The sequence below is a fragment of the Mesorhizobium sp. M0590 genome (genome assembly GCF_040320905.1).
Lineage (GTDB): Bacteria > Pseudomonadota > Alphaproteobacteria > Rhizobiales > Rhizobiaceae > Mesorhizobium.
Window position 1 is genome coordinate 43,188 of the sequence record NZ_JAMYQN010000015.1, and the last position, 18,135, is coordinate 61,322.

Annotated in this window: 25 protein-coding genes; 15 read left to right on the forward strand and 10 right to left on the reverse strand. The window is 63.6% G+C overall.

Annotated features, from left to right (window positions below):
* Nucleotides 1-25: 25 nt before the first annotated feature.
* The 7 genes from NKI52_RS23085 to NKI52_RS23115 all read left to right on the forward strand — a co-directional run bounded on the left by NKI52_RS23085 (nucleotide 26) and on the right by NKI52_RS23115 (nucleotide 5,522).
* Entirely contained in the window at nucleotides 26-649 is a 624-nt protein-coding gene (locus tag NKI52_RS23085) for an NAD(P)H-dependent oxidoreductase (RefSeq protein WP_352569161.1), read from the forward strand.
* A gap of 373 nt (nucleotides 650-1,022) precedes the next feature.
* Nucleotides 1,023-1,355 (forward strand): ArsR/SmtB family transcription factor, encoded by a 333-nt coding sequence (locus tag NKI52_RS23090; protein WP_352457336.1) that lies wholly within the window; start codon nucleotides 1,023-1,025, stop codon nucleotides 1,353-1,355.
* Between the two features lie 12 nt (nucleotides 1,356-1,367).
* Entirely contained in the window at nucleotides 1,368-2,054 is a 687-nt protein-coding gene (locus NKI52_RS23095) for an aquaporin (RefSeq protein WP_352569163.1), read from the forward strand.
* Nucleotides 2,051-2,473, forward strand: coding sequence for an arsenate reductase (glutaredoxin) (gene arsC, locus NKI52_RS23100; RefSeq protein ID WP_352457334.1), 423 nt, complete (start codon nucleotides 2,051-2,053; stop codon nucleotides 2,471-2,473). The genes NKI52_RS23095 and arsC overlap by 4 nt, the downstream gene beginning before the upstream one ends.
* A gap of 69 nt (nucleotides 2,474-2,542) precedes the next feature.
* Nucleotides 2,543-2,875, forward strand: a complete 333-nt coding sequence (locus NKI52_RS23105) for an ArsR/SmtB family transcription factor (protein WP_023680363.1) — start codon at nucleotides 2,543-2,545, stop codon at nucleotides 2,873-2,875.
* A 50-nt stretch (nucleotides 2,876-2,925) separates the two neighbouring features.
* Nucleotides 2,926-4,302, forward strand: a complete 1,377-nt coding sequence (locus tag NKI52_RS23110) for an NAD(P)-binding domain-containing protein (protein WP_502896712.1) — start codon at nucleotides 2,926-2,928, stop codon at nucleotides 4,300-4,302.
* On the forward strand, nucleotides 4,299-5,522 hold the full coding sequence (locus NKI52_RS23115; RefSeq protein WP_352569165.1) for an MFS transporter: 1,224 nt from the start codon (nucleotides 4,299-4,301) through the stop codon (nucleotides 5,520-5,522). The genes NKI52_RS23110 and NKI52_RS23115 overlap by 4 nt, the downstream gene beginning before the upstream one ends.
* A gap of 24 nt (nucleotides 5,523-5,546) precedes the next feature.
* Here the strand turns inward: NKI52_RS23115 and NKI52_RS23120 are convergent, their stop codons facing one another.
* Nucleotides 5,547-5,771 (reverse strand): hypothetical protein, encoded by a 225-nt coding sequence (locus NKI52_RS23120; RefSeq protein WP_031213090.1) that lies wholly within the window; start codon nucleotides 5,769-5,771, stop codon nucleotides 5,547-5,549.
* A gap of 229 nt (nucleotides 5,772-6,000) precedes the next feature.
* Nucleotides 6,001-6,366 carry a VOC family protein gene (locus NKI52_RS23125; protein ID WP_352569166.1) on the reverse strand — a complete coding sequence of 122 codons (366 nt, stop codon included), beginning with the start codon at nucleotides 6,364-6,366 and terminating at the stop codon, nucleotides 6,001-6,003.
* Nucleotides 6,367-6,510: 144 nt separating this feature from the next.
* Between NKI52_RS23125 and NKI52_RS23130 the strand changes: the two genes are divergently transcribed.
* Nucleotides 6,511-6,822, forward strand: a complete 312-nt coding sequence (locus NKI52_RS23130) for a hypothetical protein (protein WP_352569167.1) — start codon at nucleotides 6,511-6,513, stop codon at nucleotides 6,820-6,822.
* Between the two features lie 44 nt (nucleotides 6,823-6,866).
* Nucleotides 6,867-7,742, forward strand: coding sequence for a sigma-70 family RNA polymerase sigma factor (locus NKI52_RS23135; RefSeq protein WP_352699785.1), 876 nt, complete (start codon nucleotides 6,867-6,869; stop codon nucleotides 7,740-7,742).
* Nucleotides 7,743-7,930: 188 nt separating this feature from the next.
* On the opposite strand, the gene NKI52_RS23140 is transcribed toward NKI52_RS23135, so the two are convergent.
* The 4 genes from NKI52_RS23140 to NKI52_RS23155 form a co-directional block, all read right to left on the reverse strand.
* A complete protein-coding gene (locus NKI52_RS23140; RefSeq protein WP_352569169.1) occupies nucleotides 7,931-9,088 on the reverse strand; it encodes a sulfite oxidase in 1,158 nt (385 codons plus the stop codon).
* Between the two features lie 654 nt (nucleotides 9,089-9,742).
* Nucleotides 9,743-10,387, reverse strand: a complete 645-nt coding sequence (locus NKI52_RS23145; protein WP_352569170.1) for a hypothetical protein — start codon at nucleotides 10,385-10,387, stop codon at nucleotides 9,743-9,745.
* Between the two features lie 170 nt (nucleotides 10,388-10,557).
* Nucleotides 10,558-11,799 carry a DNA polymerase IV gene (gene dinB / locus NKI52_RS23150; protein WP_352569171.1) on the reverse strand — a complete coding sequence of 414 codons (1,242 nt, stop codon included), beginning with the start codon at nucleotides 11,797-11,799 and terminating at the stop codon, nucleotides 10,558-10,560.
* Between the two features lie 331 nt (nucleotides 11,800-12,130).
* Nucleotides 12,131-12,589, reverse strand: a complete 459-nt coding sequence (locus NKI52_RS23155) for a GNAT family N-acetyltransferase (protein WP_352569172.1) — start codon at nucleotides 12,587-12,589, stop codon at nucleotides 12,131-12,133.
* A gap of 119 nt (nucleotides 12,590-12,708) precedes the next feature.
* On the opposite strand from NKI52_RS23155, the gene NKI52_RS23160 reads away from it, so the two are divergent.
* Together NKI52_RS23160 and NKI52_RS23165 are read left to right on the forward strand one after the other, a co-directional pair.
* Complete coding sequence (locus NKI52_RS23160; RefSeq protein ID WP_023675649.1) at nucleotides 12,709-13,158, forward strand: hypothetical protein; 450 nt, start codon at nucleotides 12,709-12,711, stop codon at nucleotides 13,156-13,158.
* 43 nt (nucleotides 13,159-13,201) lie between these two features.
* Nucleotides 13,202-13,588: a hypothetical protein gene (locus NKI52_RS23165; protein WP_051406100.1), complete on the forward strand. Its 387-nt coding sequence runs from the start codon at nucleotides 13,202-13,204 to the stop codon at nucleotides 13,586-13,588.
* Nucleotides 13,589-13,615: 27 nt separating this feature from the next.
* Here the strand turns inward: NKI52_RS23165 and NKI52_RS23170 are convergent, their stop codons facing one another.
* Nucleotides 13,616-13,984 carry a hypothetical protein gene (locus tag NKI52_RS23170; protein WP_352699787.1) on the reverse strand — a complete coding sequence of 123 codons (369 nt, stop codon included), beginning with the start codon at nucleotides 13,982-13,984 and terminating at the stop codon, nucleotides 13,616-13,618.
* A 177-nt stretch (nucleotides 13,985-14,161) separates the two neighbouring features.
* On the opposite strand from NKI52_RS23170, the gene NKI52_RS23175 reads away from it, so the two are divergent.
* Nucleotides 14,162-14,461, forward strand: coding sequence for a hypothetical protein (locus tag NKI52_RS23175; protein WP_352569174.1), 300 nt, complete (start codon nucleotides 14,162-14,164; stop codon nucleotides 14,459-14,461).
* Between the two features lie 221 nt (nucleotides 14,462-14,682).
* Here the strand turns inward: NKI52_RS23175 and NKI52_RS23180 are convergent, their stop codons facing one another.
* Entirely contained in the window at nucleotides 14,683-15,378 is a 696-nt protein-coding gene (locus NKI52_RS23180) for an XRE family transcriptional regulator (RefSeq protein WP_352457320.1), read from the reverse strand.
* An 82-nt stretch (nucleotides 15,379-15,460) separates the two neighbouring features.
* Between NKI52_RS23180 and NKI52_RS23185 the strand changes: the two genes are divergently transcribed.
* The 3 genes from NKI52_RS23185 (at nucleotide 15,461) to NKI52_RS23195 (ending at nucleotide 17,231) form a co-directional block, all read left to right on the forward strand.
* The gene (locus NKI52_RS23185; protein ID WP_352569175.1) at nucleotides 15,461-15,859 is read left to right on the forward strand and encodes a hypothetical protein; all 399 of its coding nucleotides are present in this window, start codon (nucleotides 15,461-15,463) and stop codon (nucleotides 15,857-15,859) included.
* A gap of 69 nt (nucleotides 15,860-15,928) precedes the next feature.
* Nucleotides 15,929-16,564: a high mobility group family protein gene (locus NKI52_RS23190; protein ID WP_352569176.1), complete on the forward strand. Its 636-nt coding sequence runs from the start codon at nucleotides 15,929-15,931 to the stop codon at nucleotides 16,562-16,564.
* 61 nt (nucleotides 16,565-16,625) lie between these two features.
* A complete protein-coding gene (locus NKI52_RS23195; protein WP_352569177.1) occupies nucleotides 16,626-17,231 on the forward strand; it encodes a DUF6456 domain-containing protein in 606 nt (201 codons plus the stop codon).
* A gap of 44 nt (nucleotides 17,232-17,275) precedes the next feature.
* Here NKI52_RS23195 and NKI52_RS23200 read toward each other — a convergent pair whose 3' ends face one another.
* Nucleotides 17,276-17,581, reverse strand: a complete 306-nt coding sequence (locus NKI52_RS23200; protein ID WP_023675656.1) for a hypothetical protein — start codon at nucleotides 17,579-17,581, stop codon at nucleotides 17,276-17,278.
* A 223-nt stretch (nucleotides 17,582-17,804) separates the two neighbouring features.
* On the reverse strand, nucleotides 17,805-18,068 hold the full coding sequence (locus NKI52_RS23205) for a hypothetical protein (RefSeq protein ID WP_245274650.1): 264 nt from the start codon (nucleotides 18,066-18,068) through the stop codon (nucleotides 17,805-17,807).
* Nucleotides 18,069-18,135: the final 67 nt, after the last annotated feature.

Genomic DNA, 18,135 nt, shown 5'->3' on the forward strand with positions numbered 1-18,135 from the left:
ATGCACTCTCGCGACCGAGCGCAAGATGAAGGTCCTCGTCGTTTATTGCCATCCCTGCACCGACAGCTTCAACGGCGCCGTGCGCGACACGGTGCTGGAGACGCTTGCCGAAAGCGGCCATCAGGTCCACCTGCTCGACCTTTATGCGACCGGCTTCGATCCAGTCATGCGCACGCGGGAATGGCGCGGTTACCACGACAAGGCGGCGAACCTGCAACCGGTGCACGAACATGCGCAGGAGCTGCTCTGGGCGGAGGCGGTCGTCTTCATCTATCCGACCTGGTGGTATGGCCTTCCGGCGATGCTGAAAGGCTGGCTGGAGCGTGTGCTGGTGCCGGGCTTCGCTTTCGAGATGCCGACGGAACGACGCGGCCCGCGGCCCAAATTGCGGCACATACGCCGGGTGATCGCAATGACCACATGTGGCGCCACGCCGCTGATGTCGTGGATCATGGGACAGCCCGGCCGGCGGACCCTGCTGCGCGGCTTCCGCTCCGTCTGCCATCCGCTGTGCCGGACCAAATTCCTGGCGCTCTACCGGATGGACAGCGTCTCGGCCGCAGGACGCCAGGCGCATTTGCAGCGGGTCAGAAAAGCGGTTGCCGGCCTTGGTCGCGCTGATGCGGTCGCCGCCACAGTGCCTGGCTGATCAGCCGGGGTGGGCCGTCGCCGGCGCGGGGCAATCGCTTTGGACAGGCGATTGCGCCAGGTTGGTGTTGGAGACGGCCAATTATCGAAGTCGGCGCCGCCCCTCATCGCCCTGCCGGGCACTTCTCCCCGTATAGGGACGGGGAGAAGGGGCTGACCGCGGCCTCGGCGCCCTTCTCGCAATGCTGGCGATTGGCGAAAGCAGCGACGAGAGCACCCCTCTCCCCGTCACTATACGGGGAGAGGGTGCCGGCAGGCAGGTGAGGGGCAGCGCCAACGCTCAGAGCAGAGGGCGACTTCAAACCTCGAGCGATTGCATTGCGCCACCGACACCGCGCGTTGACTCTATTCCCCATTTCTGGAAATCTGGAAACATGGATAAGACGCTCGCCCTTTCGGCACTTGCCGCGCTCGGCCAGGAGACCCGGCTGGACGTTTTTCGCCTTTTGGTGCGGGCCGGCGCCGAGGGCGTGGCTGCGGGCGAGATCGCCTCACGGCTCGCCGCGTTCCCGAATACGATGTCGGCCCATCTCAAGATCCTGTCGCATGCCGGCCTGGTGCGGACCGAACGAGAGGGCCGCAGCGTGCGCTACTTCGCCGACATGACCAGGTTTCGCGATCTGCTGGCCTACCTCATGGAGGATTGCTGCAATGGCGCGCCGGAACTTTGCCAGCCTGTCATCCAGGCTGTGACCTGCAACTGCTAGGGGAGGTTCGTCTTGGCCAACCTCTCCCGCCGCCTTGTTGCCGAAGCCCTCGGCACGGCTCTTCTGGTCGCCACCGTGGTCGGTTCCGGTATCATGGCCGATAAGCTGACCGACGAGGTCGCACTCACCTTGCTCGGCAACACCTTGCCGACCGGGGCGATCCTGGTCGTGCTCATCACCATATTCGGACCGATATCCGGAGCGCACTTCAACCCGGCGGTGACGCTGGTATTCGCGCTTCGACGCGAGATCGAAACGAACGCAGCGCTGGCTTACGTCGCCGCCCAGATTGCCGGCGGCATCGCTGGAACGTTGCTCGCGCATGCGATGTTCGAACTGCCGATCCTGCAAGTGTCGGCGACGGTGCGGACCGGAAGCGGGCAATGGATTGCGGAGCTGGTCGCCGCATTCGGGCTGGTCTTCACCATCCTTGCCGGCCTGCGTTCCCGTCCGGATTCGATCCCCTGGCTGGTCGGGCTCTATATCACCGCCGCCTACTGGTTCACCGCATCGACATCCTTCGCCAATCCGGCCGTCGCCATCGCCCGTGCGTTCTCCAACACTTTTGCCGGGATCCGCCCCGCCGATCTGCCGGGCTTCATCGGCGCCGAACTTTTGGGCGCGTTGCTCGCCATGACATTGGCAGGGTGGCTGCTCGCCCAACCGAAACCAGCCGGACAGATGAAAGCTGCGCAATGACCATCACCATCTATCACAACCCCGATTGCGGCACCTCGCGCAACACGCTGGCCATGATCAGGCAGTCCGGCGAGGAGCCTGAGGTGGTCGAATATCTGAAAAATCCGCCGTCGCGCGAAAAGCTCGTCGAGCTGATCGCAGCGATGGGCATGACGCCGCGCCAATTGCTGCGCGAAAAGGGCACGCCCTATGCCGAACCTGGCCTGGGCGAGCCGCAGTGGAGCGACGACGAGATCCTCGATTTCATGCTGGCGCATCCGATCCTGATCAACCGGCCGATCGTGGTGACGCCGCTCGGCACCATGCTCGCCCGACCATCCGAAGCCGTGCTCGATATCCTGCCCAATCCGGATATCGGCCCGTTCACCAAGGAGGACGGCGAGGTGGTCATCGACGCCAGCGGCAAGCGCGTCGTCTAGATATCGCCTTATTTCGATCTTTGTCGAAATTCTCTTGACGTGCAGCGATTCTGGAAATAGCTTATTTCCATGAAACTCGAAAAAGCAGCCTCGCAACTTGAAGCCCTCGGCAGCCCGACGCGGTTGCAGCTCTATCGGACGCTGGTGCGGGCGGGCGATGAGGGGCTGCCGGTCGGACGCGTCCAGGACAGGCTCGGCATCGCCGCCTCGACGCTGTCGCATCACCTAAAGCGGCTGGTCGACACCGGCCTGGTGACACAGGAGCGCCAGGCGACGACGCTGATCTGCCGGGCCAACTATCCCGCCATGAACGGGCTCATCGGATACCTCGCAGACGAATGCTGCGCCGACGCCACCTGTGCGCCGGCATCGGCGGAAGCGACGGCAAAGACGGCGGCGTGATTTTTTTGGCAGTATAATTCGAAACTACCGGAAGGATAGAAGATATGGAGATGATCGAAAAGCTCCCCGTTGCGGTGATCGGCGCCGGGCCGGTCGGCCTAGCGGCAGCGGTCCACCTCATCGCGCGGGGCATTCCTGTCAAAGTCTACGAAGCCGGCAATGCGGTTGCATCCAATCTCAGGGATTGGGGCCATGTCCGGGTGTTCACGCCCTGGCGCTATTGCGTCGATCAGGTGGCTAGAAACCTGCTCGAGGTGCATGGCTGGCGGATGCCGGAGCCCGAGGCATTCCCGACCGCAAACGACCTCGTCGCGGATTATCTCGAGCCGCTGGCAAAGCTTCCGCAATTGTCGCCGTCGATCGAAACCGGCGCCCGCGTCGTTGGCATTTCGCGCTGGGGCGCCGACAAGGTCTCGAGCAAGGAACGCGAAACCCGGCCGTTCATGCTGGTGGTCGAAACCGCCAGCGGCACGCGGCGCGACAGCGCCCGCGCCGTCATAGATGCGTCGGGAACCTGGCAGATGCCGAACCCGCTCGGCGCCGGCGGAATTCATGCCGTAGGCGAAGCGCAATTTGCCGACCGCATAGCCTACGGCATCCCCGATATTCTCGGCCGCGACCGCAGCCTTTATGCGGGGAAGACGACGCTGGTCGCCGGCTCCGGCCATTCGGCCGCCAATGCCTTGCTGGATCTCGCCAGGCTGGCGGAGGTGGAGCCCGGCACGGCTTTCATCTGGACGACGCGCGGCACCGACCTGGTGCGCATCTATGGTGGCGGTGATGCCGACCAATTGCCGGCACGCGGCGAACTCGGCGCCGAAGTGCGCGAACTCGCCGAGAGCGGCGGCGTCAGGCTGGTGACGGGCTTTGCGGCTGTTTCGATCCGCGATGCCAACGGCCGGCTGGTCGTCGAAGGCCAGACCAGGGACGGTTTGCAGGCGCTTGGCCCGGTCGACCGCATCATCGCCGCGACCGGACAACGCCCGGATCTGTCGCTGACCCGTGAGCTTCGGCTCGAGCTCGATCCATGGCTGGAAAGCGTCAAGGCACTGGGACCGTTGATCGATCCCAACGAGCACTCCTGCGGCGACGTGCCGCCGCACGGCCACCGTGAGCTCAGCCATCCCGAGCACGGGTTCTACACAGTCGGCATCAAGAGTTATGGCCGCGCGCCGACCTTCCTGCTGCTGACCGGTTATGAGCAGGTCCGCTCGGTCGCGGCGGCGATCGCCGGCGACATGGTGGCGGCCGACAATGTCCAGCTCGTGCTGCCCGAGACCGGCGTCTGCACCGTGCCGCGGATCGGCGTGGCCGACAAGGGGTGCTGCGGCGGTCCGGCGCCGGCAGCGGTGGATGCGTGCTGTGTCGCCGACGCCAAGGCGAAGGCGGTCGGCAAAGGCGGCTGTGGCTGCAGCGTCGCGGCATGAGTCTTTCGCCGCCTTCGCCGGCCATCCTGCGCAGCCGCGGCGCGATCATCACCGCGCTTGGCCTGACGCAGATCATGGCGTGGGGTTCTTCCTACTATCTTCCCGCGGTCATCGCGCCGGCAGTCTCCTCCGATACCGGCTGGCCGCTGGCATGGGTTGTCGGCGGCCTGTCCCTTGGCTTGCTTGTGGCCGGATTGATCTCTCCGCGCGTCGGGTCGTCGATCGAGCGGCGTGGCGGCCGCAATGTCCTGGCGTTCAGCGCTGGATGCATCGGGGTCGGCCAGGTTGGGCTGGCCGTTGCCCCCAACCTTGTGGCCTATATCGCTGCCTGGCTGATCGTCGGCCTGGGCATGGGGGCGGGGCTCTACGATGCCGCTTTCGCAACGCTTGGCCGCCACTATGGCCACGGCGCGCGCTCCGCCATCACCATGCTGACGCTGTTCGGCGGCCTTGCGAGCACCATCTGCTGGCCGATCTCAGCCTTGCTGCTGGGGGAGGTCGGCTGGCGCGGCACCTGCCTGGTCTACGCCGCCTTTCAGCTGGCAATTGCGCTTCCGCTCTATCTGGTGATCCTGCCCCGGGAGCCGCCGCAACCGGCAGTCAAACCAGGATTGAAGGAGGCGGCACCCATTCTCGACAACCAAGCCGATCCGTCGATCGTGATCGTTCTGGCCGCGACCCTGACACTTGCGGCTGTGATCTCCTCGACGCTGTCGGTGCATCTGCTCACCATCCTGCAAGGCAGCGGCATGGCGCTTGCCGCAGCCGTCGGGCTCGGCGTGCTGGTTGGCCCGTCCCAGGTGGCGGCCCGCGCGATCGAGATGATGATCGCGCGCTACCACCATCCGATTTTCACCAAGTTTGCCTCGGTTACGTTTGTGGCGATCGGCGTTTCGACGCTCTGGGCCGGCATGCCGATCATCCCGCTGGCGCTCGGCTTCTACGGCGCGGGCATCGGCCTCGAATCCATCGCCCGGGGAACGCTGCCGCTCGCGCTGTTCGGCTCGAACGGCTATGCGAAGCTGATGGGCCGCCTCGCCATGCCGAGCCTGATCGCCCAGGCGGCGGCACCCTCGGCCGGCGCATTGCTGCTGGAGCGCTTCGGCCCGCACGGGACGTTGGCCGCGCTTTCCGGTCTGGCGCTGGCCAACGTCATCCTCGCATGCGGTTTGGGCTGGCGGATGCTCCGCCGGCGGCAATCGCAGGTTCAAACCCGATAGGATTTCGACCTGCGTTCAGCGCCTTCAACTGGAGAGCGGGAGATCTTCCAAGGGATCGACAAGGAAGGACGCGGCGATCAGATCGTCCGCATCGAGGCGCAGTGAGCCTTTGGCGCCGCCCATAATGGCCGCAACCTTTTGAAATGTCTTGATCTCATGCTCGGTAATCTGGGCACTTTGCATTCTGGATTTGAGGTCAGCGACGCGCAGCCCCAAACTGTGGGACATTCCGATTTTACGGTTCGACATGGTAAGATGCTCCTCCCCGGCCCATGTTTGTTTTGCCACCCGCCCTATTCGTATTTCCTCCGCCTGCCTAAATATGAGGCATCGCGATACAGCGCCCGAACGCCCGATGCAAGGGAAGGTTCCGGCGCGCAGAGGTCACGAAATAATAATACGAAGGAAGTACGGCCGATGGTCCGGCCGGAGGTAGGACTTAGGTACGACGCCCCGCCGGACAGAGGGCTCCGGTGCCTTATCGGCTGGCGAGGACCATGCGGTTGCCTTCGCTGTCGCGAAACTCCGCCACCGTGCGCCCCGGCTGCCACGGCGCCTCATGCGCTTCGGTGACGATCTCGACGCCGCCCGCTTTCATGGCTGCGATCATTGCCCCGACATTTTCGTCGACCAGCACCAATACCGGCTCCGCGCCGGGTGCGTCGTCGGCGCGCCTGACAAAATGCAGGTTCGTCACGGCATGCGGAAATGCCAGCTCGATCCAGCGCCAGCCGCCATCACCCATTTTCTGGTCGGCCATGACCTGGCAGGCGAGATGCCTGGTGTAGAACGCCTTGGCGCGGTCCTGCTCGAACACCGGAAGCTCGGCAAACTGGATATGCATGATCGTCTCTCCTGCTTGACGGCTGCCGCGCAGCCGCCCACGCGGGAAAGACGATGCGGGCAACCGAAAAGATTCTTCGGCAAGGAGAATCTTTTCAGCGCAGCCGGTCGTCCTTCGTTCATACCAACCAGTCAGGAGACGACGATGAACTACGCGCTCATTCGATACGGTGTGAAGCAAGCCGACCTGGAAGATAACCGCGTGCTGGTCGAAAAAGTATTTGAAGCGCTGGGCGAGGCGGCACCGCCGACGGTGTGTTATCTCGTGCTCGAGCTGGACGACGGCTCGTTCGTCCACATCGTCGGCCAGGACGGCGATTCGTCGGCGCTGACCGGGCTTGCGGCCTTCAAGGCGTTTACGGAAAACCACGCCGAGCGCCGTTCGACCCCGGCATTGCGATCGCCTGTCAAAGTCATCGGCAATTACCGTATGCTGGCGGATCAGAAAGCCGGGTAGCGCCTGCCATGCCGCTCGCGCAGAAATGGGACGCTACGCCGAAAATGAACAGGGCGACTTTGGAGGTGATGCTCGTCGGGTTGCGGCCAAGGCTGCATCGCTACTGCGCGCGTATGGCCGGCTCGGTGATCGACGGCGAGGACATCGTCCAGGAGGTGCTGATCAAGGCGCTGCAGGCGATCGACGGCGGTGCGATCGTCGAACGTCCCGAGCAATGGCTGTTTCGCATCGCCCACAATGCCGCGCAGGATCATCTGCGGCGGCGCAATCGGGAAAGGTCGCGCATGACCGAGGCCGACATGAGCGTCATCGAGGATCCCTCCGGCAGCGCCGACAGCCGGCTCGCCGCCCAGACCAGCCTGCGCTCCTTCATGCAGCTTTCGGTGCCGCAGCGCAGCGCTGTGATCCTGGTCGACGTGCTCGGCCTCAGCCTGCATGAGACCTGCGAAGTGACCGGCGCGACGCTCGCCGCCACCAAGGCCGCGCTGCATCGCGGGCGGGCGCAGCTCAAGCTGCTGGCGCTGCAGCCCGAGCAGGCGCTCGCGCCGAGGCTCGACGCCGATGACGAGCGCCGGCTGCGGCGCTATGTCGACCTGTTCAACGCGCGCGACTTCGACGCCGTGCGGGCACTGATCGCCGAGGACGTCCGGCTCGACGTCGTCAACCGCGTCCGCCTGCGCGGCAAGGCCGAGGTTTCGACCTATTTCGGCAATTACGATCGTTTGCGCGACTGGACATTGTCGCTCGGCGTGGTCGACGGCCGGCCGGCGATCCTCATCCGCGACCCGCAGGCGGCCGACGGCGCTGTGCGCGGCTTCATGCTGGTCGAATGGAGGGACGATCAGGTCATCCAGATCCGCGATTTCCGCTATGCGCCCTGGTGTCTGGTCGACGCGGAGATTGAAACGGTGGACGGGTGAGTAGAAGGCTGGAATGGTACGGAGATGGCGATCAGGCAGCCTCCTCCTGGGTGACCCAAACGCAATTGCCACATGGCAGCACGTTCTTAGAGCGGTTCCGGTTCTCTTGGAACCGGTAACTCGCTCTAACTATCTGCTTTCCCGCATCTATGCGGACGCCAAATGCTTCCTTTTGGCTGCAAAATGCTCTAGCCGATACGCACGCGGCGCGTCACCTGGCCATTGCTTTCCCAGTATGTGTGCTTCTTGGCAATCAAGGGATCGTCCATCGCCGGTTGAATTTGTCCTGTGGTGCTGACCGCGCGCGAGGTCACCGTGTGTTCTCCAGGAGAGGGATTTGCCCAAGCCAGGGACCAGATTTTCCAAGCGTGTTCTGCCTCCTCACTGTGGTCAATGGTCGCTGGTGTCCAAGGCCCTTGATCGATTTGCACTTCGACCCGGTCGATCGGCGCCCCCCAGGCTGCCCCAACGATGCGGTAATCCGAGTCTTTCCGGGTAACCTTCGCAGGCGCGGACTTTATCAGCGCTCGCCCGACTGACGTCTCGGCCCATACGGTCTCGCCGTTGTGGTCCTCCTCCCGGATGGTGACATAGTCGCGGGCCATCAGAAGGCTCATGAACCGCGTATCGCGAACCTCGATGCGCTTTAGCCACTTGACGTTGGCGATCCCGTACCAGCCTGGCGCAATGAGCCGTACCGGGAAGCCATTGGGCGCCGGCAAGGCGGCCCCGTTCATTTCATAGCAGAGGAGATTGTCCGGGTTCATCGCGTCGGCGAGCGACATGCTGCGAGCGAAGTTCTGCCGCATCTTGACGTCGCGTATCGGGATCTCGCCTGTGTCGGTACCGAAAAAGACGACCTCGATGCCCTTCTCCAGAACGCCGGCTTCCTCGAGGATCGGGGCGAGCGGCGTCCCTGCCCAGCGAGCATTGCCGATGCCGCCGGTGAAAAAGGGAAACCCATGGTTGCCCGAGCATTCCACTGTGAAAACGACCTCCTGCCGCGGTCGCGCCCTGATGTCGGCGAGCGTTAACTCCAGGGGCTTCTTAACCAGGCCTCCGATCTCCATCGACCATGTCTTCTCGTCGATCGTTGGTCGGTTGAAATGCGAGATGCTGAAGAACTTGTCGTTTGGCGTTATCCAGCTATCCAAATCCTCCCAAACAAGCTGCTTCTGGATACCCGCCGGATCGGGATTTTCGGTCGGCTGATCCAGCCATGGAATAACTTCCTCGTTCGGCCGTGTTGGAAAAGCGTAAGCCCGGCGCGAGGTATAGAGAGCAGCAATTGCGGCAAGAGCCGCGCTTCCTTGAACAAGAAGTTCTCTGCGCTGAAAATCAGGCATGTTGTTTACCTCCCAGTTGATCCGGAACGGGCTGCAACGTGCCTTAGGCCGTAGCCTGATCACGGATAGGCGACACAATGTGAGGTCTGCCCACCCGGAAGTATCCGGGTAGGTCAGATAATCACCGACGCAAGTCAAGCATGTGAAGCATTGCACGAAACGCCAGCTCGCGTTTCGCACGCTAAGAGTGCGCCTTTGAGAAGGAACTGTCCACAACTTGGACGGGACATGATGATGATTGCAGCATTCCATGCCGATTTCCTGTCCTGCCAAAATGGTTGCTGCTCGGATCGCTGCCGAACGCCCACTTCTGGGTCATTTCGGGACCTTCGCGGGTGCGATCGGAAGGGCCGTTCCGACCCAATTTCTGCCGTTCCGATATCGGCCTTGCCAACTCCAGGGCGGATGTTCACCCATTTCGACGAGAAACTGCGTTGGCCTGCCGTCTGTGGGCGCGACAGGATGGCGGTGCGGCCGGCGCAGGTGTATGATGGCGGTCTAATATTTCAAGATCAGGAATTTGCAGGTGGAGGGCGGGCCCGGGCGGCACATCAGAACCAGTCTGCATTACGAGGTGGCCAGCAACCAGGCCGCCTGGCTTGGGCGCGGCAGATCATTCACACGTGAACCATTCGCCAACCGAGCGGGGACACCCTAATTGGTGGTGACTTGCGTCACCGCCACGCCGGTTATCCTGCCGTTCCCGGCTGTGTAGGTGAGCGTCTGCGTGACCGTGGCGTCCTTCTGGTCGGGAGACGAAGGAGGATAAGAGGCGGCGAAGCCGAAATGGCCGTAACGATCGGGCTTGGCGGCGCCAAATTTCGCGGCCACGTCGCTCAGCGGCGCTCCGACGCCGGGCGTATCGAGTTCAACAGCTGTCAGGCTGGCAGGCGCGCCGGCGCATCCTTCCGGCACCTTACCTTCCGGGTTCGGCTGCAGGGCGACGGACAGGACACCGTGGTCGGAGCCGCCCATCTCGCCGGATACGAACCAGAAGATCGACGGCGATCCGCCGGCGTCGGGGCCGGCATAGCAAAGCCAGTGGCGTGAATCTCCGGCGTCACCTTCATCGTGCATGGCTCCGCCGAAGGCTTTTTCGACATCGGCAAGCGTGGTTTCCTCAAGCTTTATCTCCAGCGGCCCAGCCTTGACCTGCTTGAATAGCGGGCTGGCCAGCGGCGAGTTGATATCGCCCAGGGATGGAATCGCCCGGTCCGGGTTGAGCGGCTTGGCCAGCGTCGTTGCATTGGTCACCAGTCCGGCAACGATGAGTGCGAAATATCCGGCGTTCTGTCCCATGCCGATCTCCTGTCGTTCGAAATGAAGGTGCGGAAGGATTTGCGGGCGGGTGCTACCCTGTCTGGCCGATACCCAAACCGGTGCACGACCAACTGGACCGAAGATAAATTCACAAGTCCGCAGCCTTCAACGTCATTCCGGCGACTTGGCAACCAAAGTGTAATCGAGGCTCACAATTCCTTCTCGGCCAGCTCCCGAAATGCGTCGGGAACCGATCGCCGCAGTCCGAGCGCGACCGAGGCGTAGCCGACCGCCTCCCAGCCGAAGCGGTCGCGGATCTTGTCGACGGCGCGATCCGCGGTCCAGCGCGCCGCGCCCTTGCTGGTGCCGGGGCGGCGGCGGTCGTCGTCGAGCCCGAGCGGCAGTTCCAGTTGCAGGCCGGCATGCTGCTCCAGATGCGATACGGCGATCGCCAGCAGCGAGATTGTCTTTTCGTGCGGATGGTCGATGAGCACCTTGCGCACCAGCGCCTCGGCGATCTCGGCCAGCATGGCGGTTGCCGAAATCGGCTGGTCGAGCGTGATCGAGCGCGTCACCGAGCGCAAATCGGCAAAGCGGACGCGAACCGTCACCGTGCGGCCGGGCCGGGATTTCGCCCGCAATCTTGTGGCGACCCTGTCGGCCAGATGCAGCAAAGCGGGCACGAAGACCTGCTCCTCGGCCGGTTTTCGGCCAAGCGCCGACTGCGCACCCGCCGAGCGCGCCCGGCGCTGCGTCTCGAGCTTGCGCGGATCGCGGTTCCACGCCAGCGCGTTGAGTTTCTCTCCCGCCGCCGGCCCGAGCAGGCGCTCAAGCGCCCCACCATTGGTCTTCGCCAGCTCGCCGATGGTGTTGACGCCGATGCCGGCCAGCCGCTGCCTGGTGACCGGGCCGACGCCCCACATCAACTCGACCGGCAGGTGGTGCAGGAACTCCAGCTCGTGGCGCGGATCGACCACCACCAGCCCGTCCGGTTTTGCGACCTGTGAGGCGATCTTGGCCAGATGCTTGGTGCGGGCTACGCCGACCGAGATCGGCAGGCCGAGCTCGGCCCGCACGCGGCCGCGGATCTTGCCGGCGATCTCGGCCGGCGAGCCGAACAAATGGGTGCAGCCGGCGACGTCGGCAAAGGCCTCGTCGATCGAAATCCGCTCGACCACCGGCGTGAAATCGCCGAGCACCTTGATTGCCGCATCGCCCAGCCGCTGATAGTCCTTGAAATGGCCGCCGACGAAGATGAGTTGCGGGCAGAGTTCCCGCGCGCGCCGTCCCGGCATACCGCCGCGCACGCCGAACGCCTTGGCTTCATAGGAAGCGGCAAGCACTACCCCGCCGCCGACGGCAATCGGCTTGCCGCGCAAGGCCGGGTCGAGCAACTGTTCGACCGAGGCATAGAAGGCATCCAGATCCGCGTGGAGGATGTTGGCTTCCATCCGGCCCGTTCGCCCGCGGCGGTTCGAACGCCGCATTGTCTCGAGTTGTGATGAGAACATAAAGAGAACATTGTGGGTGAATTGTCAAGCAGCGCGGACGACAGGTGAAGGGGCAATCGCTTCAGGTTGGCGCCGCCCCTCATCGCCCTGCCGGGCACTTCTCCCCGTATAGTGACGGGGAGAAGGACGCTTTCGTCGATGGCTTCGCCAATCACTAACGTTGCAGGAAAGTGCCGAGTTTGCGGACAGCCCCTTCTCCCCGTCGCTATACGGGGAGAAGGTGCCGGCAGGCGGATGAGGGGCAGCGCCGACTTCGGCAATCAGCCGAGCGCTACAGCGCCATCTTGTAGCCGAGATGACTGGCGGTGAAGCCGAGGCGCTCGTAAAAAGCGTGCGCCTCCCGTCGACCTTTGTCCGTGGTGAGCTGGACGAAGCTGCAATTGCGCGAACGGCATGTTTCAATCGCCCATTCGATCATCAGCTTGCCGAGGCCGCGCGAGCGCCATTGCCGGGCGACGCGAACGCCTTCGATCTGGCCGCGCCAGGCGCCTTTTCTCGAAATGCCTGGAAGGAAGCTGAGCTGCAGCGTTCCGACCACTTGCCCGGCGTTGACGGCGACGGCCAGCAACTGGTTGGGATCGGTATCGATTGCGCTGAAGGCATCGAGATAGGACGGCGCAAGCGGCGTGGACGGGTCTTCCCGGTCTGCGCCGAGCACATCGTCGGCAAGCATTGCAACGATCGCCGGCAGGTCGGGCGCCTGCGCGCGACGGAATTCGATCTCGCTCATCGCGTGGAGACATACGGCGCGGATTTGGGGACGACAAGCGTGAAGGGATGCAACTTTGCCGGTCTACTGGAAAGCAGCCGTTGAAAGACCTATGACAGGCGAGATCGGGAGGCTACGATATGGATGTTCCAGCCAGCATGAAGGCTGAATTGGCAGCCTGGAACAATGGGTCCGGCATCGATCTACAAAGCTGGGTCGGGTGCGAGGGCCGATTTGCGCTTGCTGTGGGATACAGCACCATTTTCTGGCCGAAATTCGTGACGTTCGAACGCTACGTTTTGATGGAAGGGTTTAGCGAGGAAGGCCTGCGAAGCTTTGAACGAGACCCCAACGCCACACGACAGTCCGTGGAAGCGGTTATGAACCACCTGCACATTGCCGACATTCACGCCTTGGGCGCCGCCGACATCTCTCGCGACAAACTCGTGTTTCTCGGCTCGGTTCTCAAGGAGATTTATGAGGCAAAACTGCAATGGCAGTTTGCGAACCGAAGGTTTGTCGTCGAGTTTTTCGCTTCAGACTCCAGAGACCTGGAGGATTATCAGCTGTCTTTCTGGCAAGCAGACTAGGGCAATGGGCGAGGCGAGCAACTTAGCGAGGGTCAACCCTTCAATGCGGATCGAAATCGAGGGTGTCTCCCTGGAGACGTTGAGGGCGCTGTCGCGCGCGGACCAGGATGCGTTGCTGGCCTTCGGCCGGCCGATCTCCTTCGCCATGGGCAGCGCCACCGTCCTGGCCGAATTCAATCGCAATGGCGGCACGCTTCTGGTCAATTTTGCCCATATCGACGGCGGTGGCGAAGGCGTCCTGCTCGTCTTGTGGAGGCTTGTCCGGGCCTATGCCATCGATCGGCAATTCAAGCTGATCCGTTGGAATGTCCATGCCGCCACCTGCGCCACACCGAATCCCCGGCTGCAGCGTTTCCTGCGCTCCCATCACTTCGCAGAGATCGACGATGCCAGCTACGGCCGCATTTTCGCTCGCAGCCAGCAGCTTTGATCGGCTGGCTGGCCGCTCCGCTCGGGCTTACGCCGCCTCGAGCGCCCAGAGGCGGTGGCCGTAGCGGCGGAAGAAGCGGGCGAACAGGCGCTGCTGCCTGGCGCGGGTGAGGTCGGCGGCGCGCCTTTCCTGTCGCCAGTACGGCATGTTGCGGAACATCGACAGGAAGCGGGCGGCATCCTCGAGTGCCTCCTCGGCTGACTGCGCCGGGCGGATCGCCGCCAGGAACAGAGCGCGGCTCGGCTTCAACCGGTCGATCGCCGCCTTGCGCTGGCGATGACCCTGGCGTGCCTTGCGGATGCCGTCCTGGCGGATGGCCGCGAAAGCGGCAAACATGGCCGGGCTGTCGCCGCTATAGCCGCAAGCATGGGCGAACTGGGCTGGGTCCATCGTCATTCCCTTGCTGCCGGCCGGCTGCGGTTCTGTTGCTCGCGCCGATTCCAGTCCACACCATGTATAAGCATAACTCAAATAATCGAACAAGTGAAACTTTCACGTTGATGTAAGCGGAACCGACTCGACTCCGCTCCAAAAACCGATAATGTTGCGAACAAAGCAGGAACGATGATGGGGATGACCATGGCATTGGCAGGCAAGGAAGCGACGATCGCCGATGTTGTCTCGATTGCCGTCGAATGCATCGACTGCGGCCGTAACAGGTGGTGGAAGCCGGCCGAGCTCAAGCGGCATGGGGTGAGGCCGGAGACGCCGCTATCAGCACTTTCGGGGCGCCTGATTTGCAAGGCCTGCCGGGCCGACGGCCTGCCGGGCGCCGCCGTCTCGATCCAGGCCGCCTTCATCGACGACCGGCAACGGACCCGCGCCGAGGCGCGCCTGCTCAACGGTCGAGAGCTGCAGTCGAGGCGGGCTTGAGGGGGCGGGCGTGCTGCTCTTCCCTTCTCCCCTTGTGGGAGAAGGTGGCCGAGCGAAGCTCGGTCGGATGAGGGGTGTTGGACGGATCGCTACCTTGATGGCGTAAGTGCTTAAAAATCGCTTCTACATTTCCTCCGCCGCGTTCCTTCCAGCACCCCTCATCCGGCTCGGCGCTGTGCGCCGATCCACCTTCTCCCACAAGGGGAGAAGGCAACAAGCCCTCAATACCCCAGCAATTCCTTGAGCGGGATGACGCGGAAGACGTTCTTGATGGCGTAGCGGTTGAAGGACAGCGTCTTGGGCGGGTTGTACTGCTCGACGATCAGCTCGGCGGCGGTGCGCTTGACCAGCTTCTTGATGAAGGCCTTGCCGTTTTGCTCGTTCTCCTCGGGCAGGGTCTCGATCACCACATGGTCGCCGGGCAACGCTTCGCGGCCGCCGCAATAGATCATCTCGCCGGGCTCGTAGCGCGGCACCATCGAATCGCTCAGCACGTGCAGCGCAAACACGTTGCGCAGATGCCGGATCCCCGGCGGCCGCTGGACATAGCCGGCCGGCTGGCCGTTGAAGGTGAAGTCGCCATCGTCGCCGCCGACGGCGGTGCCGAGAAGCTGGATGTCCATCGGCCCGGCGGGCAGGGGGCCGGGATCGGTGACGATCTCGGCATCGGCGACCGGTCCGGCATCTTCGAGGAAAACGACCTCGCCCTTGCCGAGTGCCACCGGGTCGACGCGCAGGAACGCGGCGGTCTTCAAAAGGTTCTCGGTCTTGGGCAGGTTGCGCCCGGTTTCCCAATTGCCGACGGCAGCGACGTCGGTGTCGTTGTGCTCGGCAATGTGGCGCATCACCAGGCCGCGCTGCTTGCGCGCCCGGCGGATCGCCGCTCCGACCTTGATCGACAGTGCAGTTTTCGCCATGGCTCCATCTGAGGCATAAGAATCGGTTTCGTCTATGCAAGAATCGCTTGCATAATTGATTGAGTTATGCTCTTATACGGTCATGCACAAGTCGCTTCACCAGCTTTCGGTCCTCGAATCCGCCCTTCAGCGCGCCGGCAGCGCTCTCCTGGAGGCGGTACCACAACCGGTCGCCAAGGCCATGCATGTGCCAAACCTTTCCCCTTCGTCGCGGCTGTCCTCCTCCCCGGCCGGGACGATGCCCGAGGCTCGCGCCTCGGATCCGGCAGCGCAAGCGGCCGGAACGGCCGGAGCCGTTCCCCTCACGGCTCCGGCCACGAATTACCTGCCGGCCGGCAATGCGGATGCCGCAGTTTCCTGCACCCGCACCGAAGACGGCGCGGTCATCGCCTTCGACGAGCGGACGGGCAAGGCAGTGTCCGGCGCAACAAGGCAGGCGGCCGAGATGAAGCTCGATCGCAGCAGACCACGCGAAGGCTGACCGGCTTTCGAGCCTGAGGCCGGCGAAGCCGGCGCCGCACACAACCATTTTTGCAGGAAATGAAACATCATGGCCGCCCGCTATTCCGCCTCGGAACTGGAACAAATCGAGAACTGGCTGATGAGCGGGCTGTCGGCCGCGAAGATCGCCACCCGGTTGACCGCGCTGCGCGGCCGCCCGGCCTCGCGCGCGGCCATCATCGGCATCGTCCACCGCACCGCCCGTCTGCGCGCCATCGGCCTTGCCAGATCCAAAGGCTGGTGTGGCCGACGCTCTGGCGGCCGGCTCGGAAATTCGGCGCCTGAGCCATCAAGCACTGCTGATCAAGCGGAGTCGGCTCCGAAGGCCGAGCCACGCTGCCGCCCGGCAAGGCTGTCGGCCAGGCTGGCGCCGCCGGCCTGGCAGCCGGGTCCGGCTCGGATCACCGGGTCAGATGGCGCGCCGCTCGAAATGCCGGCGCCGCGCCCGATCGCCGCCGGCGGTCGCCAGCCGCATTTCGTTGCCATGCGCTTCATCGATTGCCTGTTCGAGCGCTGCCGCGCGCCGCTCGACACGACGCTGCAGGAGGATGCGGAAAACGATGCCCCCGGCAGCCGGCCCGGTTTGGACATGCTGTGCTGCGGACTGCGCACGAACCCATCGAAAAGCTACTGCGCCTATCACGCGGCGCGCTTCCTGCGCACGCTGCCGGCCGAAGCGATTTGAGCCCGTTGGATGACGGAAGTTCGCCAGAGCCCGACGACCAAAACCCAGGAGGACCGAGCCGATGAGCACCAAAACCGTCCAGAAGATCAAAGCCAGGCCGCCGCGATTGCCGAAAGGCGAGGCCGAGCAGGTGCGCATCCGCAAGGAGATCGGCCATGATTTCGCGCTGAAGGACGACAGGTTCGGCCGCAAGCGGCTGGCCAAGGGGACGCAGGAGGGCGCGCGCCTCTATGAGGTTTCCAATGACGGCCACACAGCGACCGGCGGCATCGTGCGGGTGCGCAACGTCGACCCGCTGAGCGGCCTCACCTCGCTGTCGCGCCAGCAGCGCGAGGCGGGCATGCGCTACCGCCAGGATTTCCGCAACTCGTCCGAGGCAACCGCCAAGCCGATGGCTTGGGCCGAGCGCGTCGACGGCGGCCGTACCGGCAGCGGCGTCGCCGAACACATCCTGTCCGCCGGCCGCGACCATGCCGAGGCAACCAGGGCGCTTGTCCATTGGGAGATCGCCGGCATCGTGCAAAAGGTCTGCTGTGCCGACGCAACGGTCAAGAGCCTGGCCGAACAGGCCGGCGAGCCGCGCGACGTGGTGGTGAAACTACTCAAGATCGGGCTCGACATATTGGCCGTGCATTACGGCATGATGCTGATGCGCAAGCCGAGGTGAGAAGCCCCGCCGATCCGGCCGGCAATACCGGCCGGATCGATCCGTCAACGACGGCAGACACGGATTCTTTCGATAATCCGGTGGTGATGACGCCAGTGCTTGATGACTTCGGTGTGGCAGCGCCGGTGGTGGTACCGGTAGCGCGGCCTGTAGTCCTCGTCGTAGACATCATAGCGGTAACGGGGGACGTACTCATCGTCGTAATCGGAATATCGATGGTGGCGATAATAATAGTCGTCGTCATAGCCGTTGCCGATGCCGATCGTGACGCTGCCGCCGGCATTCGCCGGGCCGATCACGGAAGCCGCCGAGGCGATGGCGATCACCGAGGCAAGCAGGAGCTTCTTCATAGCTACCTCCTTCTTTAACGTCCCTCTAATAGAAAAACCCCCGAGGGGCAGCCTCGTTCCATAGATTGGCAAGATGTAAGGAACGGACGGGCCCGAAGTTTAGCGCCTGCTGGCGCGAAAACGCCGCTGGCTGCGCCGGGGTCGGATCGTCGACGCAGCGTGGCCGCTCCTCTCATCAAACAGCGGCAATCGCGCGTCAGTCCCGTCTTTTGCCGACGTCTGCCTACAGAACATGGCCCAATTCCAGCAAAACGAACGCGGTCGCACCCAGCACAGCGAGGGCGTAGGCCGCATAAAGAACAAGCAGCATTACCTCAAAGTCCCGGACGAAGCTTGTGGCAATCCTGGTCTCCTTAGGCTCCGCTTTCTCGATGCGGTCGGTTTCCAGTTGCTCCGTTGCCACAACGAGGCAGACAATCCTGTCGTTGTCGGCCGCCTGTAATATCCGTTCCGTCAAATCGACTGCAATCACTGGATCATCGGCCAACTGATCTCGCGATAGCCGGCTTTCAGTGACGGTCTGGATTTCACGCTTTCTCACGCACGCATAATTG

Excerpts from the sequence above, each read along its gene's own strand:
- arsC (WP_352457334.1), top strand. The coding sequence starts at position 2,051 with ATGACCATCACCATCTATCACAACCCCGATTGCGGCACCTCGCGCAAC.
- NKI52_RS23190 (WP_352569176.1), top strand. The coding sequence starts at position 15,929 with ATGGCCGCCCGCTATTCCGCCTCGGAACTGGAACAAATCGAGAACTGG.
- NKI52_RS23105 (WP_023680363.1), top strand. The coding sequence starts at position 2,543 with ATGAAACTCGAAAAAGCAGCCTCGCAACTTGAAGCCCTCGGCAGCCCG.
- NKI52_RS23195 (WP_352569177.1), top strand. The coding sequence starts at position 16,626 with ATGAGCACCAAAACCGTCCAGAAGATCAAAGCCAGGCCGCCGCGATTG.
- NKI52_RS23155 (WP_352569172.1), bottom strand. The coding sequence starts at position 12,589 with ATGAGCGAGATCGAATTCCGTCGCGCGCAGGCGCCCGACCTGCCGGCG.
- NKI52_RS23115 (WP_352569165.1), top strand. The coding sequence starts at position 4,299 with ATGAGTCTTTCGCCGCCTTCGCCGGCCATCCTGCGCAGCCGCGGCGCG.
- NKI52_RS23130 (WP_352569167.1), top strand. The coding sequence starts at position 6,511 with ATGAACTACGCGCTCATTCGATACGGTGTGAAGCAAGCCGACCTGGAA.
- NKI52_RS23135 (WP_352699785.1), top strand. The coding sequence starts at position 6,867 with ATGAACAGGGCGACTTTGGAGGTGATGCTCGTCGGGTTGCGGCCAAGG.
- NKI52_RS23085 (WP_352569161.1), top strand. The coding sequence starts at position 26 with ATGAAGGTCCTCGTCGTTTATTGCCATCCCTGCACCGACAGCTTCAAC.
- NKI52_RS23185 (WP_352569175.1), top strand. The coding sequence starts at position 15,461 with ATGCACAAGTCGCTTCACCAGCTTTCGGTCCTCGAATCCGCCCTTCAG.
- NKI52_RS23200 (WP_023675656.1), bottom strand. The coding sequence starts at position 17,581 with ATGAAGAAGCTCCTGCTTGCCTCGGTGATCGCCATCGCCTCGGCGGCT.
- NKI52_RS23175 (WP_352569174.1), top strand. The coding sequence starts at position 14,162 with ATGACCATGGCATTGGCAGGCAAGGAAGCGACGATCGCCGATGTTGTC.
- NKI52_RS23140 (WP_352569169.1), bottom strand. The coding sequence starts at position 9,088 with ATGCCTGATTTTCAGCGCAGAGAACTTCTTGTTCAAGGAAGCGCGGCT.
- NKI52_RS23160 (WP_023675649.1), top strand. The coding sequence starts at position 12,709 with ATGGATGTTCCAGCCAGCATGAAGGCTGAATTGGCAGCCTGGAACAAT.
- dinB (WP_352569171.1), bottom strand. The coding sequence starts at position 11,799 with ATGGAAGCCAACATCCTCCACGCGGATCTGGATGCCTTCTATGCCTCG.
- NKI52_RS23125 (WP_352569166.1), bottom strand. The coding sequence starts at position 6,366 with ATGCATATCCAGTTTGCCGAGCTTCCGGTGTTCGAGCAGGACCGCGCC.
- NKI52_RS23120 (WP_031213090.1), bottom strand. The coding sequence starts at position 5,771 with ATGTCGAACCGTAAAATCGGAATGTCCCACAGTTTGGGGCTGCGCGTC.
- NKI52_RS23180 (WP_352457320.1), bottom strand. The coding sequence starts at position 15,378 with ATGGCGAAAACTGCACTGTCGATCAAGGTCGGAGCGGCGATCCGCCGG.
- NKI52_RS23145 (WP_352569170.1), bottom strand. The coding sequence starts at position 10,387 with ATGGGACAGAACGCCGGATATTTCGCACTCATCGTTGCCGGACTGGTG.
- NKI52_RS23090 (WP_352457336.1), top strand. The coding sequence starts at position 1,023 with ATGGATAAGACGCTCGCCCTTTCGGCACTTGCCGCGCTCGGCCAGGAG.
- NKI52_RS23170 (WP_352699787.1), bottom strand. The coding sequence starts at position 13,984 with ATGACGATGGACCCAGCCCAGTTCGCCCATGCTTGCGGCTATAGCGGC.
- NKI52_RS23165 (WP_051406100.1), top strand. The coding sequence starts at position 13,202 with ATGCGGATCGAAATCGAGGGTGTCTCCCTGGAGACGTTGAGGGCGCTG.
- NKI52_RS23110 (WP_502896712.1), top strand. The coding sequence starts at position 2,926 with ATGATCGAAAAGCTCCCCGTTGCGGTGATCGGCGCCGGGCCGGTCGGC.